At 51.4% G+C, this 15,985-nt stretch carries 12 protein-coding genes; 6 read left to right on the forward strand and 6 right to left on the reverse strand.

Annotated elements, in window-relative coordinates:
• Position 1 precedes the first annotated feature (1 nt).
• Complete coding sequence (locus ACMXYJ_RS20035; RefSeq protein WP_415756583.1) at positions 2-964, reverse strand: LysR family transcriptional regulator; 963 nt, start codon at positions 962-964, stop codon at positions 2-4.
• Between the two features lie 157 nt (positions 965-1,121).
• On the opposite strand from ACMXYJ_RS20035, the gene ACMXYJ_RS20040 reads away from it, so the two are divergent.
• From ACMXYJ_RS20040 to ACMXYJ_RS20060, 5 genes are all read left to right on the forward strand, one after another.
• Complete coding sequence (locus ACMXYJ_RS20040) at positions 1,122-2,450, forward strand: MFS transporter (RefSeq protein ID WP_415760768.1); 1,329 nt, start codon at positions 1,122-1,124, stop codon at positions 2,448-2,450.
• On the forward strand, positions 2,447-3,949 hold the full coding sequence (locus ACMXYJ_RS20045; protein ID WP_415756584.1) for a M81 family metallopeptidase: 1,503 nt from the start codon (positions 2,447-2,449) through the stop codon (positions 3,947-3,949). The genes ACMXYJ_RS20040 and ACMXYJ_RS20045 overlap by 4 nt, the downstream gene beginning before the upstream one ends.
• A 373-nt stretch (positions 3,950-4,322) precedes the next feature.
• On the forward strand, positions 4,323-6,005 hold the full coding sequence (locus ACMXYJ_RS20050; RefSeq protein WP_415756585.1) for a peptidoglycan D,D-transpeptidase FtsI family protein: 1,683 nt from the start codon (positions 4,323-4,325) through the stop codon (positions 6,003-6,005).
• 63 nt (positions 6,006-6,068) lie between these two features.
• A complete protein-coding gene (umoC, locus tag ACMXYJ_RS20055; RefSeq protein WP_415756586.1) occupies positions 6,069-6,569 on the forward strand; it encodes a UmoC family flagellar biogenesis regulator in 501 nt (166 codons plus the stop codon).
• A 62-nt stretch (positions 6,570-6,631) separates the two neighbouring features.
• Entirely contained in the window at positions 6,632-7,855 is a 1,224-nt protein-coding gene (locus ACMXYJ_RS20060; protein ID WP_415756587.1) for a D-alanyl-D-alanine carboxypeptidase family protein, read from the forward strand.
• A gap of 791 nt (positions 7,856-8,646) precedes the next feature.
• Here ACMXYJ_RS20060 and ACMXYJ_RS20065 read toward each other — a convergent pair.
• The 3 genes from ACMXYJ_RS20065 to ACMXYJ_RS20075 all read right to left on the reverse strand — a co-directional run bounded on the left by ACMXYJ_RS20065 (position 8,647) and on the right by ACMXYJ_RS20075 (position 10,820).
• A complete protein-coding gene (locus ACMXYJ_RS20065) occupies positions 8,647-9,306 on the reverse strand; it encodes a Vat family streptogramin A O-acetyltransferase (protein WP_415756588.1) in 660 nt (219 codons plus the stop codon).
• 46 nt (positions 9,307-9,352) lie between these two features.
• Positions 9,353-10,048: a pentapeptide repeat-containing protein gene (locus tag ACMXYJ_RS20070; RefSeq protein ID WP_415756589.1), complete on the reverse strand. Its 696-nt coding sequence runs from the start codon at positions 10,046-10,048 to the stop codon at positions 9,353-9,355.
• 100 nt (positions 10,049-10,148) lie between these two features.
• Positions 10,149-10,820, reverse strand: coding sequence for a pentapeptide repeat-containing protein (locus ACMXYJ_RS20075; protein WP_415756590.1), 672 nt, complete (start codon positions 10,818-10,820; stop codon positions 10,149-10,151).
• A 177-nt stretch (positions 10,821-10,997) separates the two neighbouring features.
• Here ACMXYJ_RS20075 and ACMXYJ_RS20080 point away from each other — a divergent pair, with 177 nt between their 5' ends.
• A complete protein-coding gene (locus ACMXYJ_RS20080) occupies positions 10,998-11,759 on the forward strand; it encodes a CerR family C-terminal domain-containing protein (protein WP_256664582.1) in 762 nt (253 codons plus the stop codon).
• Between the two features lie 622 nt (positions 11,760-12,381).
• Here the strand turns inward: ACMXYJ_RS20080 and ACMXYJ_RS20085 are convergent.
• The gene (locus ACMXYJ_RS20085; protein WP_415756591.1) at positions 12,382-14,094 is read right to left on the reverse strand and encodes a UvrD-helicase domain-containing protein; all 1,713 of its coding nucleotides are present in this window, start codon (positions 14,092-14,094) and stop codon (positions 12,382-12,384) included.
• Positions 14,091-15,941, reverse strand: coding sequence for an ATP-dependent nuclease (locus ACMXYJ_RS20090; protein ID WP_415756592.1), 1,851 nt, complete (start codon positions 15,939-15,941; stop codon positions 14,091-14,093). The genes ACMXYJ_RS20085 and ACMXYJ_RS20090 overlap by 4 nt, the downstream gene beginning before the upstream one ends.
• Positions 15,942-15,985: the final 44 nt, after the last annotated feature.

Consider the following 15,985-nt stretch of genomic DNA (forward strand, 5'->3'; position numbering starts at 1 on the left):
GTCAATTGGGGGAGCGTCCTGCAACGGGACTGCCAGAAAGAAAGTGACTTGATTCGTCGGAAAATATCTGCATTTGGGTTTTGATTCGCCGTAAAACTTCATCCGCTGCACTCGACAATGGACGCCCTTGTTTTACCAAGAGCCGGGCGTTGACGTTCTGACACAGTGGGTGATCAATCTCCAATGCCACCAACTCACCGGATTCGACTTCTTTAAGCGCCGAAAAGATAGCGGTCAGGGTGGCCCCCTTTCCGCGAAGGACAAACCGCCGAAGTGCGGCCAATGAGTTCGTTACCAACGTGGGTTTTACTTCAATATTCTCAGAATGTACCAACAGCTCAAAAATATGACCCAATCCAAATTCGGGGGGCATTACAGCCAGCGGGTAGCTAAGCATTTCCCTGACACTGACCGGATGTTTGAAATGCGCCAGAGGATGCTGGGCACTGACGAGCAGCTTTACGGGTTGATGCGAAGAGGCTCTGTACTCAATATCAGCGTGTGCCGAGGGATTATATGCGAGCCCGATATGCGCCCTGCTCTCGGCAACCTCTGTCAGCACATCATTGTTAGGTAAAACGTCCATGAACACATTCAGCCCAGGGTAATCGCCACAAAAATCGGCCAGGACATCGTCCATCACACGGTCGATGAACCCCTCGCTGCAGACGATCCTCACCTCCCCTCTTTGCAGCCCCTGCAGCGCTCGCAGCCGGTCCTCCAGTTGTTCTTGCTGGGATTGGCAACCTCTCCAGAACTCCAGCAGGTATTTCGCCGACTCAGTGGGCTCTACGCCACGGGATTGTCGATTGAACAACTGCACTCCGACCTCGTCTTCGAGAAGCTTGATTTGTCGCGTGATAACAGACGGCGCCGTGTTAAGACTATCTGCTGCTCCTCTGATTGATCCGTGTGACAACACCGCGAAGAAATAGCGCAATCTCCTCTGATTTATCTCCCTCATGGTCGAGCCTCCTCCGTAGTGATTCCGTTGCTCAAAAAGCAACACTATTGGTTAAAAGTTGCTATTGCAACAAATGCTTTTGGTATTCACGATGAAGCGGTCGTCCTAATTCAAGCAGCCAATACCTTCTCGGAGGTCGGAATTAATCCGATTGAATATGAATAAAAATAAGATCGAGTTAAAAGCAGCGTTATATAAAAAAATAAGCTGGCGCCTCCTGCCCTTTCTATTGATCTGCTACATCTTTGCCTACCTTGATCGCGTCAATATCGGCTTCGCCAAATTACAGATGCAAAGTGATTTAGGCTTCTCTGACGCAGTCTATGGATTGGGCGCAGGTATCTTTTTCATCGGTTATGCGTTGTTTGAAATACCCAGCAACTTACTGCTCCCTAAGATTGGGGCGAGAAAGACGTTTAGCCGCATTCTAATTCTGTGGGGCTTAACCTCCGCTTGCATGTTTCTCGTCAAAAGCGAAACGTCGTTTTATATCTTGCGCTTCTTGCTGGGCGTGTTTGAGGCCGGCTTCGCGCCGGGGATGATCTTTTATCTCACGTATTGGTACGGACAGGATCGCATGGCGCGTGTCATGGCTACTGTCATGCTCGCTGCACCACTTGCCGGCATTTTCGGCGGACCTCTTTCCGCATGGATCATGAGTTCATTTCACGCCACAGCGTCCATGGCCGGTTGGCAATGGATGTTCCTGGTCGAAGGCGTGCCTTGCGTGCTGCTGGGGATCATGGCGCTATGGTTCCTTCCTGATCGTCCATCAGATGCAAAATGGCTGACACTCGAAGAACAACAGCTGGTTACTGAAGATATTGCTCCTGCAGGTGCTCAGCACCATTCGTTCAGGCAAATCGCGAAAGACCCACGCGTTTACTTAATGGCGGCGGCTTATTTCTGCCTCATTTGCGGCATCTACACCCTGGGGTTCTGGCTCCCCACAATCATTCGCGAAGCCGGTGTCACCGACATACTGCAGATAGGCCTTTATTCAGCAATACCCTACATTCTCGCCGCCATCGCCATGCAGGTCTTCAGTCGTCGGTCTGACCGACTCAACGAACGTCGCTGGCACACCGCTGTTCCCGCATTGCTCGCCGCGCTGTTTTTGGCCGCATCTACGATTTTCAGCACACAGCTGGTCATTTCCATGGTTTGTCTGACCATCGCAACAGCAGCGGTTTGGGTTGCTTACACGATTTTCTGGACCCTCCCATCCCAGCACCTCAAGGGCGACTCGGCAGCAGGTGGCATTGCACTGATCAACACCATTGGATTGATGGGTGGCTTCTTCAGCCCAACGATCATGGGATACGCCAAAACCTTAACCGGCAGCACACAAGCAGGACTACTCGTCATGGCTGCGCTGCTGTTGCTTGGCTCGATATTACTGGTCGCCAACCGCCTGCCTGTCCGCAAGCTAAACCCCATCCCGGCGCACGGAATTAAAACAACAAGAAAGGAGAAGGTCTTATGAAAATTCGAGTCTTGATCGCAGGTTTCCAGCACGAAACCAACACGTTCGCGCCCTCCAAAGCTCACTACAGTAACTTCGAGCGCGGCGAAGGGTTCCCACAAATGGCACGAGGGGTGGATGTTCTTGCGATGCGGGACATTAACCTCCCCATTGGCGGTTTTATCCTCGAAGCAGAAAAACTCGATTACGAACTCGTACCCATTATTTGGGCAGGCGCAAGTCCGTCAGCACATGTCACCGAGGATGCATTCGAGCGCATCAGTGAAGAAATCCTGATAGCGGCACGTCGCGAGCAGGTCGATGCGGTATATCTGGATCTGCACGGTGCCATGGTTGCAGAACATGTCGACGACGGTGAGGGTACGCTGTTGAAACGGCTGAGAGACATAGTCGGCCACGACGTCCCAATCGTCGCTTCCCTTGACCTGCATGCGAACGTTACTGAGCTCATGTTTGCCAACAGCAATGCATTGGTCGCCTTCCGAACCTACCCCCATGTCGATATGGCTGCCACCGGCGCCAAAGCGGCCGTTCTCCTCTCCTGGCTGCTCGAAAACAAGCGTGAGTTGGAGCGAGTTTCGAAACGGTTACCCTTCCTAATCCCGATCAATTCGATGTGCACCCTGCTTGAACCTGCCATTGGTTTGTATGAGCAGTTGGAATCACTGGAAAGCAGTCAGGTCCTCTCCTTGTCGTTTGCGCCAGGATTTCCTGCGGCCGACTTCCCGGAGTGTGGTCCTGTGGTGTGGGGATATGGGACTGACGAAGCAGCGGTTGAGCACGCCGTTCAGCAGCTATATCAAAAAATGGTCAATGAAGAGTCGTATTGGAAAGTTGAGTTTCTTTCGCCTGATGATGCGGTGATCGAGGCGATGCGTTTATCGGCGTCTGCCGATTGCCCCGTGGTGATTGCCGACACCCAGGACAATCCCGGCGCCGGGGGAGACTCCAACACCATGGGCATGCTGCGGGCGCTGTTGAAGCATGGTGCCACGCAAGCAGCGATAGGGCTGATATTCGATCCGGCGGCTGTGGCCAAGGCTCATCGTGCAGGTGTAGGCGCCTTTGTAGAGATGGAACTGGGAGGGCAATCGATGACTCCAGGCGACGCACCATTGGCCGGCCGCTTTGAGGTCGTATCCATGTCCGCCGGGTGTTGCCAGTTCGACGGCCCAATGATGAACGGCATGCGGGTGGATGTAGGTCCTGCGGTGTGCCTGAAAATTGAGGGTGTCCTGGTAGGTGTGAGCTCCGGAAAAACCCAGATGCTTGATAGAAACCTGTACCGAATGGTGGGCATAGAACCGGAAAAAATGAAAATTCTGGTCAACAAAAGTTCTGTCCATTTCCGCGCCGACTTTCAAGCGATGGCGCACGCCGTGCTCGTTGCGAAAGCACCTGGACCGATGATTGCCGACCCAGCGGATTTACCTTGGAAAAACCTTCCCATAGGCCTTCGTACCAGCCCCATGGGCAAACCGTTCGATAAACAAGCCTGACCACTTACTCAATCGATTTTTTTCAAAGAGCAATAAGATAGGCAGCCACTGCTTCCGAACGTGGGTTTACACATCACGCGGTGCTCGGTAGTGGCTCTGTTGCTCAAAATGCAACACTATTGGCTACAAGTTACTGTTGCAACAAATCCTTCTGTTACCCACCATAAAGCGGCCTTCTTAACCTAGGCAGCCGATACGTTGTCTGAGATCGGAATTAGACATTAGCTGGATCTGAATCGAAAAAATGAACGCTGTATAAATGACCTTTAGATGAATCTTAATGCACGACGATATTTCTGAATATTACAAAGCAATATAGTAATAAGTCCGTTAGGCTTATATACCGCCGCACGTACAGGGTCAGAAAAATTGCATGAATCACCTAACACGAAACCCCAGATTTACGATAGTTCTAGCTATTTTTTGTTCCCTCGTCATGGTACTTGCTGCGAGAATTACTTATCTTACGATTTTTTCTCATGAGTTCTTGAATAACGAAGGCCGTAAACGCTCAACGCGACTGATTGAAACAGTTCCCGTCCGCGGCACTATATTTGACCGATTCAATGAGCCCTTGGCGGTATCCACACCCGTGAGCACCTTGTGGGTGAACCCTAAGCAGTTCGCCCCAACTCAACAGCAGGTAGCAATATTGAGCGAGAATCTTGATATTGATGCTTCACTGATTAGCCATCTGGCATTGCACACCCAAGGTAAATCGTTCGCTTATTTAGTCAGAAGGGTTGATCCAGAGATCGCAAACAAGATAGTAAAACTATCTATTCCCGGTGTGTATGAGCGCCAGGAGTATAAGCGATTCTATCCGCAATCTTCGATGATGGCTCAGACACTAGGCTTCACCAACATTGACCAGACAGGCATTGAAGGCATCGAGTTAATGAATGACCATCAACTTTCCGGAACCTCTGGCCTTGAAGAACGCACCTTAAACTTACGTAAGCGTGTCACCAGCGAAATCCTTGTGCGCAAACCTGTCATTCCTGGAATTGATCTGCATTTAACCATTGACTCTACCCTTCAATACTACGTTGAAAAAGCACTATGGAAAGCACTTGAAGACAATGCAGCCCGATCGGTAAGTGCCATTCTTATAGCGGCCAAAACAGGAGAGATACTAGCATTATCAACGGTCCCCTCATTCAATCCCAACGCACGTAAAAGCTTTAACACGAACGTCATTCGAAATCGTGTATTTACTGATGTGTATGAGCCGGGTTCAGTCACAAAACCATTCAGCATGGCCGCCGTTTTGACGGCAGGTATCGTTGACAAAAACGCCATTATTCAGATAGCGCCGGGTTTCGTTAAGATTAATGGTTATACCATTCGTGATGTGGGAAGGGATAATCAATTAAATCTAGCAGGTATCATTCGTCGCTCTTCAAATGTTGGTATGAGCAAGGTCGCAATACCGACAGGTGGTGCAGTTATTTCGCGACTGCTCCTGGATCTGGGATTCGGAAGTAACACCTCGGTCTACTTTCCTGGGGAAAGTGTTGGGTCGGTTCCAACCAGGAGAGTATGGTCAGATATCGCCACCGCGAGCCTTTCATACGGATACAGTTTGTCTGTTAATTTGGCTCAGTTGGTTCAGGCCTATACAGTGTTTGCTAATGATGGAAACCTGATTCCATTGTCGATAATTAAAGGCAAGACTCATCCTTCGCGCAAAGTCATTAGCTCGGACGTCGCCAACAGCATTCTTGACATGCTGGTGCACGCAGTAGATGGACCTGGAGCAGGCGGAAAGCGCGCAGCAATCAAAGGTTATGTAATAGCGGGCAAAAGCGGGACCTCACGCAAGGCCTCCAGTGGTGGGTATCGCAGCAATACATACAGGGCCATGTTCGTGGGTATCGCACCCGCCAATGCCCCTGAGTTCATCATGGCAGTCCTGGTGGATGAACCCACAGCCAAAGGTTACTTCGGGGGAGCGATTGCAGCACCGATTTTCAAGGAAGTACTCGAAGACGTCCTTCGCATCAGAAATGTACCTAGTGATCAAAGTCAAACTCTGCCAGCAATACAGGGCTGAGCCGGCATTCCCATTAAAAGTTGTTTCTTCCTCTCGAAAATGCACTTCAAAGGATAGATAAAAATGAAAAAACTGATTTCCGTGGTCGCTGTAGCTACTTCATTTGCCATGGGTACGGCATTCGCTCAAGCACCCGCGAAACCTGATGTGAGTCCCATCACAAGTGGTGCGCTCAATACGGCAGTTACGCCGACTACCACCGCAGCAAAAACTGCAGTGACCAGCGATGCTGATGCTGGAGCATTGAACGAATGCTACAACACCATTGGCGATCAGCCCCGGACAGCGTTGCAGTCTTGCCTTGAAGGTAAGACTCGCGAAGTCACGTCACAAATGAATATCGCCTACAAAAAACTGGAAGCTCAGACAAAGGAAATCGATTCGAGTACGACGGCCAAAGCCCTTACCTCGCTACTCGCCTCTCAGAAAGCTTTCGAGAAGTTCAAGGACGCGCAGTGTCAGTGGGAAGGTGACTCCGTGATGGGGGGCTCTGGCTCTGGAGATATTTTAAGTTCCTGCAAAGTCGATTTGATCCGCTGGAGAACGAAGCAACTTTCCGATTGAAGTCATCGACATAGGCTGCTGGCTATCTCACTAGGGAGAACCAGCTGGCCATTGAAGCCATCATGGAGCTATCGAGCTGGATTAAAACCGCAATCCAAGCTCATGAATCAAGGGATATTGTGAAGTCGATACTTACGCTTTTCTGTTGCATTACTTTCGTTGCATCTCCCTGGGCTTCAGCCACCCTCAGCGCACCTCCCTCCCCCTCTATAGAAGCACGAAGTTATATTCTGGTAGACGTCGACTCCGGACAAATTCTCGCCGCCCGCGATCCGAATGTCCGCGTCGAACCCGCTTCAACCACAAAGTTGATGACCGCCTATCTGGTGTTCCAGGCTCTCAAAGAGAACAGGATTGCCCTGGACCAGCGGATCAAGGTTAGCGATACGTCTTGGAGGAAGCCAGGCTCGAGTATGTACATCGACACCCGAATGCATGTGCCGGTGGACGACCTCATCAAGGGCATGCTTGTGCAATCCGGCAACGACGCTACCAATCTTCTAGCGGAAACGTTAGGTGGCACTACAGATGGATTTGTGTCCACGATGAACGCCCAAGCGCGCTTACTGGGGATGAGCAGCACGACGTTCAAAAACCCGGAAGGGTTGCCGACACCTGGACACCTGACCACGGCACACGACCTGGCCATAATGGGCGTCAGAATCCTTCAGGATTTTCCTGAATATTCTCACTACTTCTCTATCAAGCACTATTACTACCCCGGCACTCCACCTTCCAACGGCACCAATCGGAACCAACTGCTGTTCCGTGATTCCTCCGTTGAGGGTTTGAAGACCGGCCACACGGACGCCGCTGGATATTGCCTCGTGGCATCGGCCGCAAGGAGCTTTGGTCATTACGGCAAGCGGCGAATCGTTGCCGTGGTACTTGGCGCGGAGAGTGAAAGGAAAAGAGCTGATGAGACCCAGAAGCTAATAAACTGGGGCTTTCGCACCTACACTGCCGTCAGGCTCGATATCAAGGGCACCACCTATGAAACCATGAAAATATGGAAAGGTGAAAAGGCCTTCATCAAACTTGGCATTGCTCCGTCTGCTATTGCTGTACCTGCAGAATCAGTGGCAGATATCGAATCGAAGTTTGATATCCCTCAACCACTATCCGCCCCAATTGCCGAGGGTCAACAGGTGGGACTCATGAAGGTGAGCCTGAATGGTCAACTATTGCGAGAGATCCCGGTTACAGCGCTCGAGGAAATTAAAGAAGCGAATTTCTTCGTGCGACTTTGGGACAGCCTGGTTCTTCTTTTCAAAAGCCTGTTTTGAATAACCTGATGTAGCCAAATTACTACTCACCCCTCTCACCCCATGGATGACATGGATGACATGGATTCATTCATGGTGTGCGGAGCCATCATTTGTAATTTTCAATAGTCTGAAATCAAATCAGCGCCAACACGCATCTCAAACTGTGTTGCATCTTGGGGGCTTGGGCTAAAAAACCCAATCAGGTAAGTATATGTGAAGAATATCTCAAAAAGAGATATTCTTCAGTTTTTTTGTTCTAGGCAAACATGTTTTTTCCCGCGTTTCATATCGATATTTTTTGGACATCTTCAGTCTGGATGTGATGCCGTGAACTGCTTTGGAAGTAGAGGGAGCGGTGAAAAAGTTGATAGAATACGCCACTCCTGCAGATCCCTTTTCTGGCGGTGTTCAAGATTACTTAAGGCTAGTCTCTGAGAAAGTAGCTTACATTCTCCGCCCCGATGCCCCGCAATGAATGTTTGCTCTTGGCCGATTTCTGCCTATCGCCACCGTCTGCTTTGGGTCCAGGCTGTGTAAAAACGCAGGCACCGTTTTGAAGTCTGCGTTGCTACGTAAAATCTGGCAGTGCTTGGTTAATCAGCAGACCAGAAATTTGCGTAGGAACGCGATTTTCGTTCTGGTTTTGACCGTAAAACCTGCTCTAAGACGTTTTCACACAGCCTCGGTCGGTTGCCATCCTTCGCGACAGGCAAAATTCGGCCAAAAGCAGGCGTTCAAAGCTGTCTACATAAACGTGGTCGATTCAGACATTAAGCTCGTCACTGAACGATGCGATACCATGTTCTTGGCTAGGGCAGGTCTGAAGTACATGCACTCAGTGCGTCAATGTCTGCCGCTACGATGATGGCCAAGTGCTTAGCGATTTTCTCGATTGGCCAGTGCCACCAAGCAATTGATTCAAGTGCCGACACTGTTTCTGGAGAAAAGCGTTCTTTGATTACTTGTGCGGGGTTCCCTCCAACAATGGTGTAGGCGGGAACATCCCTGACAATTACAGATCGTGAAGCAATGATTGCGCCATTACCGATTTTTACGCCAGGCTTGATAAGCGAGTCGTAACCAATCCAGACGTCGTTTCCGATAATGGTGTCGCCTTTATATGGAAGTTCATCAGGTTGGGGCATGACCTTTTCCCAGCCGTTACCAAAGTGCTGAAACGGGTAAGTGGAAAAGCCTGACAGCTTGTGATTCGCACCATTCATAATGAATTTCACGCCACGAGCTATGGCGCAAAATTTGCCAATGACGAGTTTATCGCCGACAAATGGGTAATGGTATAGAACGTTACGTTCAAAGCTCTCTGAGTTTTCAGGGTCGTCGTAGTAAGTATAATCACCAATGATAATATTTTTACTGGATACAGTGTTTTTTATGAAACATACCTGAGGAACACCTTCCATCGGGTGTTTGCTCAAAGGGTTGGGGCCATTCATGTAGACACTCTTCATTAAATAGGGTGAAACTAACAAGCATACTTACAAGCTGTGCTCTATATTAAGCTACAGCAAGCCCTAGACTTGACAGCAGCATCGCCGCCTGATTTTTAGATATGATTGCCCCTTTAAACTGTTTGGCATCCATAAGCTTTAAACCGTGCAAACTGGCTTCACGAAGGTCGGCATTATCAAAGCGAGCACCATTAACTCGAGCATTGCTTAAGCTTCCACCTTTAAACACCGTGTTGCGAAAGTCGACATCCCTTAAGTCCGCGTCGGAGAAGTCCAGATTGTCCAGCTCACACTTAAGGAAGGAAAACCCTAGGAGAAATGTCCCCACCAGCAGCGTGTCCTTGAAGGTAACTCCTAATGACGCGGCCCCGCTGAAATTAGAGCCTGTTAATTTGCAGCTTGTGAATGAGACTATGCCCAGGCGGCAATTCTGCCAATCACTATTGTTCAGGTCTGAATTTTCGAACGTTCCTTCATTGAGTATCGCGGATTTGAATTTTACTTTCGCCCCTCTACACCCTTTCCAGGTGGTAGCCTCAAGCTTTGTGGCAGTGAAATCCGTTTCTGTCAGGTTGCAGCGCTCAAAATATGAGTCGCATAAATCTAGGCGACTAAGATCAGCGTTTGACAAATCTACATTAGAGAACCATAAGGGTTTTTTTCGGATATTAATTAAGTCCTCAACCTCTGATCGATCCAGTTTTGTAGAATCAATAACAAGATAATCAGCTTTTTCAATCATGAAAAACTCCTGCGGTGTTTGCTGTTCGTAACCCGTCTGTACCGTCCGGGATTTGATTGTCTCGTTGGGACTGTTAGCCCTCTCTACGTTGTGCGCGGGGCTAACTGTTGTCGGGATAAACGACGAATCCGAAATTCTCCAGCAGAGCTGATTGCTGCCATTCAAGAATTTTAATGCCTGAAGTGTTTATTTTTCGAAAATCAATGCCACTTATATCTGCGTTGCGGAAGTCAGTATTGGATACAGAAAGTCCGGTATAATGAAGTGGTGAAAATTCTGTATTAGTCAAATCGGCTTCATCTAAGTTGGTCATCGTCATAATGACTGACAGGAATTTGCTGTGTGAGAGATTGCATTTGGAAAGATTGGTCGAGCTAAAGTCGGCGTATCTGAAATCTGTGTTGGTAAGCTGCGCCGCGCTGATTACCAATTTTCGACTAATGGCGATATTGAAAGTGGCCAGATTAAAGTCGGTTTCCACGGCGCGACAATGATCAAGTACCAGCTGGAATAGTTGTGCGCGATTAAACGTGCTTAAAGAAATATCGCACTCATAAAATTCAGCTCTTCGAAGGTCGGCAAGTTTGAATTGACAACCAATTGATTGTTCTTTGTCGTAAAATGTACAATCTGAAAACCAACAGTCTTGCAAGTTAGCATTTCCAAAGTTGCAATTTAGTAGCTTACAGTTGGTAAGTGTCAGGTCCTTTTTGGTCATTCCCTGAAAATTTAGGTTTGTGAAGGTTTGATCACTTGCGGCAGTGGCGTCCAAGAATAATGCTTCATTGTCACATTCCATAGGTGTCATTGCTCAACGCGTAAAGAATGAAAAGGCTGCCCACGAATAGTTGTCATTCGTATATTTGAGTGCAGATGACGAACCTGGTTGTGGTCGCTGCGATCCTGAATATATTCCAAGTGGAACAACTATTCCACATGGACAAAATTGGTGTCAACTGTTATAAAATTTCTTTTCTTCCGAGTAGAACAATTGAGCTCGATACTCAGAGGTGCCCTGCATCGGCATCCAGATGGCGCGGGATACGCACGCGGTGAAGATACCCGTGCTCGAATCGTGGCTGCAGCGCTGAAGCTGTTCGGCGAGCGGGGTTTCGAGGCTGCATCAACCCGCGATATTGCAGCCGCTGCTGGCGTAAATGCCCCTGCGTTGAGGTACTACTTCGATAACAAGGAAGGTGTGTACCTTGCGTGCGCGGAGCACATTGCTTCTCACGTGTGGGAGTACATGTCGCAGGTGGTCGCTGATGCCGAGCAGGTGCTCGCGGAGAATGAGAGTCACGATGCCCTAATCGATGCCTTCTGTGCGATACAAGGGCGTGTCGTGGACTTCATGTTCAAGTCGCAAGACTCCTTGGAATGGCAGCTATTCATTGCCCACGGGCAAGGCGGCCAGGGGCCTGCGGCCGGTTTTCACATCATCAATAATCGCCTCAATGAGCCAATTTCTTCCGTGACAACCGCAATTGTTGGGCGTTTGCTGGGGCGAGCGGCCAGCGATGATGAAACGCGGATCAGATCAATGGCGTTGAGCGGCCAACTGGCAGTCTTTCAGATGATGCGCCGTACTGCTCTCACCTCACTGAATTGGGATAAGGTTGATGCGGAGCGGCTTGAACTAATAAAGCGTGTGGTTATCGATCACACCCGCGCGGTTCTGCACGCCATGATCATTGGACGTAGTCCGACATAACCGTAGCTGCCCGACCTACGCCCCTTTCCAATCCCGTAGCTGGACATCCACCATTGGTGGCTTTTGGCCGGTTGCTGCTCGTCTCGACCGGCAGCAATGGGTCCAGGCTGTGTAAAAACGCAGGCACCGTTTTGAAGTCTGCGTTGCTACGTAAAATCTGGCAGTGCTTGGTTAATCAGCAGACCAGAAATTTGCGTAGGAACGCGATTTTCGTTCTGGTTTTGACCGTAAAACCTGCTCTAAAACGTTTTCACACAGCCTCGGTCGTTTTCTGCCTGTCGCGAAGGGCAACTATCGGTCGATTCTGTTGAAAAAGTCGGTTTGCCCAAAATGCTCGAATACTGATGGGTGAATACACCTCTTTTGCACGCTGCTACGTGAAATCCGAGTCCGGAAGCCTCTGCTGAAAGCAAGGATTTCAATCTCAGGCGCGTGCTTTTCTGCCGTGGAAACCAAGCCGGACTTTTTCATCAGAATCGGCCAAAAGCGGACTTAACGTGAACCATTCTGTGCCAGCAATTTTGGGACTGAGGAGCTCTTTACCTCTTCAGATAGGCGTGCCTACGACCGCTCAGCTACGGCCGGATTAGCAGGGAGAGGTGTAAGCAGCGGAAGTCTTGATTCACAGTAAAGGGCAGGGATCGCGCTTCGGAGTCACAATGGTGGTCCGACGTATCGCCCGAGTCACGCCCACCCGCAGTACTAAAAGATCCTGGGCGCAGATTTTTGGATCCTGCGGGGCTTTGGCAATGCGCTGGTAAAGGCCGTCGTAGATGATGACCTCGTCGAACTCCTTCCCTTTAGACTTATGTATCGTCATCAGATGGATGCCACGCCAGTCCTTTTGAGCTGCAGCGAAATGCTCCTGCATCAAGGCACTTCGGACTGCCTCTTCAGCCCCCATGTACTCTCCCTGGGCGCGCCACAACGCACCCAAATTGGTTCGCAATACTGAGCCTCGGTGCAGCAGTCGTAGGTAGCGAGCATCTGTTGCTACTTGCTTCAAGGCTTCCGCAGTGGACGATGCCAACAGGCCGCGCAGGTGTAACCAGTCTTCCGCAGGGTCGCCCGTTAATTGCAGTTGCCGCCGCAATTCTGAGATGCGCTGAACTTCGCTGACAATCAACAGGCGCTTGGAGCCGCGGATCTTTCCCGAGGAGAGGAACCTGCTAAGAGCACCCGCCAGGTCAAGCTCGGTCTGTGGGGTAGGCCTGCCCCCGCGCCGCCCGCGAATGTGCGAGTGAAGTGCGCCGAGCATGCGGCTCGCCACATCGCCAGCGGTACCTCCCGCCAGTAACGTGGCGATAACGCCAGCGGCTAGAGCCGGCGGTTCAGCATCCATTGCGACGTCGTGATGTAGCGCTGGCAGACCATCAGTTGCAGAAGAAAGGTAGTCAGAAAACTCGAGCATCAGCCGCCTGGATGGCACCAGGATCGCGATCGATTTGTCAGGTACTTTTTTGAGGCGATCCAACGCCGAGAACACCGCGGCCTTGGCGGTGAAGTGCAGGCTCTTGCCATACATGAAGTCGTAACGCGCGATTTTGACCTGCTGGTAGGCCTTGCCCTTGTTTGCTCCAGTGAGCAGGTCATTCCCATAGGCCGTGATATCGGTACCGCTGCTGCGATGATTTTCACCCGCGAAATCGAAATGGGCGGCGCCGAAGTTCTCCTGAAAGTCTCCCACCCGCCTGGGATCAGCACCTCGAAACTCATAGATCCGCTGTTCGGGGTCGGCCAGTGCAATGAGGCGACTGCGCTTCCCAAGCTGCTGGATCAGCGCCCATTCATCACTGTTTGTGTCCTGAAACTCGTCGAGGATGATGATGGGATAGGTGTCGGAGAAGATGGCGCCTAACCGATCACTGCGGCTCAGCAGTTCGCTGGCCAAACTTGCGAACAAGTCGAAATGCAGGCGGCCCTCCTGTTCGAAAAGGCGTCGCTTCTCATTTTCGTGCTGGGCCTTATCGATATCTGCCAAATGCGCTGCTGCTTCGGGCGGAGGCAGAAGCTGCAGGTTCGGTCTGCCATTCAACAGATAGGCATGGCTTCGGAGAATGCTCCATGCGAAACCGTGGTACGTGCTGACCTCTAGTTGCTTCAGATCCTCGCGAGAGATCAGCTCAGAAGCCTTTTCGATGATGCGCGCTACGGTCGGCCTGGCGAAGCTCAAGAAGAGGACCTTCTGGCCTGGCTTGAGTATTCCTGAGCGAATCTCATTGCGAGCTTTGACCAGCGCGACGTGTGTTTTGCCGGCACCAGGGCCACCTAGCGCCAGGGCGTGCCTAGCGCATTCCAGAAAGTCGCGCTTCTGATCGCTCCACACTTCCGTCATGCCAGAGGCTGGGGCGGGGACGGTTGGAACTTCCCATAGGCGGCTGCCGCCTCTGGGAGAGGGGGCACGCCGACTAGCTGGGGAGGAAGTGGAGGCAGCGGAGGTGGCTCAATGACGTTCTTGATGGCTGCCAGCGTGGTTCTCACGTATTCAGGCATGTCATTGGCGGTTGGGCAGGAGGCGAGCAAGTCGCCGGCGTCGCCACCACCCTTGGCCCAGCTGAAATAGCTCGACAGAGCCGCTTGCAGATCGGCCAGCGGCGTTGCGGGCGTTGGCGTCCATGCTGCGAGATGCAGCGGCCAATCGCCGCCAGCAACTACAACAGCAGCATAGCTGCGGAGTGCGACCTCAGACACGCCATACAACACAAGGTTTTCGAAGCCCTTAGTCGCGGACTCATAGGCATGATCGACCGAGGCAGTGATGGTTGCGAGCGCCTCCTGTGATTGCTTGTCGAACACCGCGAACACGATCTTGCCGAGAGACCGGAAGAATGTACCCAGAGGAGCGACATTGGTCTCGCCGCGAGCATCGACGATAGCCACTCCAAGGTTTTCGAGAGATTTGAATCGCGTGGGATCCAGCTCGGCGAGCCGGCGGGCGGCGGCAGGCAATGCGTCGAACTCCGTACGGCCCTCAAGCACAAGTACGTAGCGGGCAAGTAGAGCTTCGCAGAACCGAGCTTTAAACTCTGTGCGATAAGCCTTGGGCTTGACTGCTGGTGGGTATGTTGCAGGGACTCCGGTCATAACACCGGCCGTGCGCTTGAGAACCACCACCTGGGCAGGATCGAACTCCTCCAGCACGTAGGGTGAGTGAGAGGTGAAGATGGCCTGTGCCGACTTCTGACGTAGCGAATTGATAATTCGTTTCTGGGTGTGCAGCGGAAGCGCGATCTCTGGCTCTTCCATCGCGAAGATCACGCTTTGCTTGAGTTCGGCGATGATAGACAGCAGAGCCAATACCAGCGTGTTAATCGTGCCAGTGCCTTGGTGCTGATATGGGGCGGAATAGACGGAACCGTCCGGCCTTTTCGCTCCAGTGCCCATGAAGACAGTCAGGGTTCGACGGAGCATGTCGCGGGTGAGGTCCGAAACCCGCATGTGGGGTTGCTCTGCCCAGTCGGATGGTACGTAGTGCCGTACTGCATCCTGGACTGCGACAAGTAACTCGCCGATATCCTCGGTCTCTCCAACTGGCAATGCCCTCAGTTGGTCGAGCAAGTCTTCCCACATTGTCAGTCGTGTCTCCTTCAGCCGAAGGATTACGTCCAACAAAGAGCCTCGCTCTAGGCTGAGTGCGCGGGCGCCGGTTCGTAGGGTGCGAAGATAAAGAAAACCGCACTTTCGTTTGTCGGGCGCAGAGAACCGCAGGTAGGAGCCATCCGGCATTTCGGGAGTGGCGTAAAAGGTATCCCCAGCGAAGTCGTCCTCTTCTACGTCATACCAGCCGTTGAAGAAGACGCGTATTGCTGCGCCAACATGGGGGGCGTCTGTTCCCTCTGGGGGTGCCCCCACAAGCAATGTCTTGGCCTGTGAATCCCACCACTCGATATGGTCGCGGAAATGCCGCAGCTGCTCATCGGAGAGTCCAGCGACAATAACCTCGATCTGGATCGGGACGACCTCGTTCTTGGCCGGATCTACGTACGTACCTGCATAGAAATCGTGCTCATCAATTACAGGACGGCGACTCAGGCGCTCTGGGCCAAGTACCAGGTCCACCGCTTCCAGCAATGTGGACTTGCCGGCGTTGTTGTCACCAATAAAAGCAGTGTGTCCATTGAGATGGACCTCACCGTAGGCGATGCCTCTGAAGTTCCGGACGCGAACACGCACAAGATGCACTTCGACCCTCCTTGTCTAGCGGAAACCAATCTACTGATTTTAGT

It is taken from the genome of Pseudomonas arabinosi, assembly GCF_047758675.1.
Classification (GTDB): domain Bacteria; phylum Pseudomonadota; class Gammaproteobacteria; order Pseudomonadales; family Pseudomonadaceae; genus Aquipseudomonas; species Aquipseudomonas arabinosi.

Bases quoted from the DNA above. Each gene is read 5' to 3' on its own strand.
- ACMXYJ_RS20070 (WP_415756589.1), bottom strand. From the start codon at position 10,048: ATGATTGAAAAAGCTGATTATCTTGTTATTGATTCTACAAAACTGGAT.
- umoC (WP_415756586.1), top strand. From the start codon at position 6,069: ATGAAAAAACTGATTTCCGTGGTCGCTGTAGCTACTTCATTTGCCATG.
- ACMXYJ_RS20050 (WP_415756585.1), top strand. From the start codon at position 4,323: ATGAATCACCTAACACGAAACCCCAGATTTACGATAGTTCTAGCTATT.
- ACMXYJ_RS20060 (WP_415756587.1), top strand. From the start codon at position 6,632: ATGGAGCTATCGAGCTGGATTAAAACCGCAATCCAAGCTCATGAATCA.
- ACMXYJ_RS20065 (WP_415756588.1), bottom strand. From the start codon at position 9,306: ATGAAGAGTGTCTACATGAATGGCCCCAACCCTTTGAGCAAACACCCG.
- ACMXYJ_RS20085 (WP_415756591.1), bottom strand. From the start codon at position 14,094: ATGACGGAAGTGTGGAGCGATCAGAAGCGCGACTTTCTGGAATGCGCT.
- ACMXYJ_RS20040 (WP_415760768.1), top strand. From the start codon at position 1,122: ATGAATAAAAATAAGATCGAGTTAAAAGCAGCGTTATATAAAAAAATA.
- ACMXYJ_RS20045 (WP_415756584.1), top strand. From the start codon at position 2,447: ATGAAAATTCGAGTCTTGATCGCAGGTTTCCAGCACGAAACCAACACG.
- ACMXYJ_RS20035 (WP_415756583.1), bottom strand. From the start codon at position 964: ATGAGGGAGATAAATCAGAGGAGATTGCGCTATTTCTTCGCGGTGTTG.